The organism is Pseudoalteromonas haloplanktis ATCC 14393 (assembly GCF_000238355.1).
Lineage (GTDB): Bacteria > Pseudomonadota > Gammaproteobacteria > Enterobacterales > Alteromonadaceae > Pseudoalteromonas > Pseudoalteromonas haloplanktis.
In genome coordinates this window covers 1-1,737 of sequence record NZ_AHCA01000035.1, presented here as the reverse complement: position 1 = coordinate 1,737, position 1,737 = coordinate 1, and the positions used below count along the sequence as shown (strand labels likewise).

Sequence of the window (1,737 nt, the reverse complement as noted above, 5' to 3'; positions counted from 1 at the left end):
GACCAAGTAATTAATCAAACTGAGGCTAAACTCAATAACTTCTCTGGCACCGTCACCGATGTCGAAGACGGCCGAACAGTCACCCTCACGTTGACTGATAAAAATGGTGCAACCGTTACAGCAACAACCTTGATTGTTAACGGTCTATGGACGTTGGGAGATGTGGACTTATCATCCCTTGCTGATGGTGAGATCACGGCAAGCGTGGCAGTTTCTGACGTGGCTGAAAATCCAGCCAATAACAGCATCACCTTTACTAAAGACACCACAGCGACGATTTCGATTACAGTTGAAGACGCTGACCAAATTATCAATGCTGCAGAACAAAGTGCGGTGAGCGTATCAGGTGTGGCAATGGGCATAGAAGATGGCCAAACAGTCATTATTTCTGTCACCGATAGCCGCGGCACTACACGCACTAACGACTCAGTTACCTTAGTTGATGGAAAATGGTCGCTTAGTGACGTAGATATCAACGATCTCGCCGAAGGCGATTTAGTCGTCACCGTTACCAGCACTGATAGTGCTGGCAATGTGGCAACAAGCACGGTAACTGTGGTTAAAGATACCCAAGCCGCGCTAACTATAGATGTTGCTTCTGGTACTGATGATCTTCTCAACGCCCGTGAAATAAGTAACGTTTTGATCAGTGGCTCAGCTACCGGTATTGAAGAGGGTCAACGTTTAACAATAACCATCACTGACAGCGCCAACATACAACAAACATACCAAGCAACTGTCACTAACGGGCTTTGGTCGTTAGGCGAACTTGATTTATCTGACTTTGCTGAAGGCCCACTAGAGTTTGATGTAGCAGGCAATGATATAGCAGGAAACTCAGCAACAGCAAATACACAAGTATTTAAAGACACAGTATCTGTGATCTCTGTACAAATTAAGCATAATGGCGACGAGATCCTCAATAGCACAGAAGTAGACCCAGCAGTATTTGGTGGTGCGGCTAATGATATAGAAACAGGTCAACCCGTCGTCATCAAAGTGGTTGATGCAAATGGTCAAACTCTGACATTTAATACCACTGTAAAAAATGGCTTTTTTATAATTGAAGATGGTGACTTAAGTGGCCTTGCCGATGGTACCTTAACGTTTACAGCAACCAGTATTGATAGTAATGGAAATGTAGCAACGGCTTCAAATACCGTTATCAAAAATACAGCCCCTATTGATATCACCATTGATATCGACACCCTCCAAGACAATATTATTAATGCTGTAGAAGCGCCGGTGGTTGATATCACCGGTACGGTGAGTAATGTTGAAGATGGTCAAACTGTCACTGTTACTCTCACCGATGGCGTAAACACCATTACTCGTACTGCTGTCGTTAATGGCGACGTGTGGATGATTAGTGATATTGATACCCGTATCTTAAAAGACGGCGATATCACCGGCACAGCCACCGTAACGAACCAAGCAGGTAATTCAGGCTCAAGCCAAGAAGTCGTACAAAAAGACGTCGTCGCAGATATTAACGTGACATTTAATGACGTTGACCAAATCATTAATACCGCCGATAGCACAACCAATAGCTTCTCGGGCACCGTGAGTAATGTGGAAGATGGCCAACTCGTCACCCTCACCTTCACTGATACGAATGGCAACACAACCCAAGTAACCACCACCGTCACCAGTGGCTTATGGGCTATTGATAATGTTGATTTAACCGGCCTTACTGATGGTCAAATCACCGCAACCGCGTCAATTAACGATGTTGCA

1 protein-coding gene is annotated in these 1,737 nt (G+C 44.8%); it reads left to right on the top strand.

Going from position 1 to position 1,737, the window contains the following annotated elements:
• Positions 1-1,737 (top strand): beta strand repeat-containing protein (locus PHAL_RS23425; RefSeq protein ID WP_036981722.1); only part of this gene is annotated, 1,737 nt, incomplete at both ends.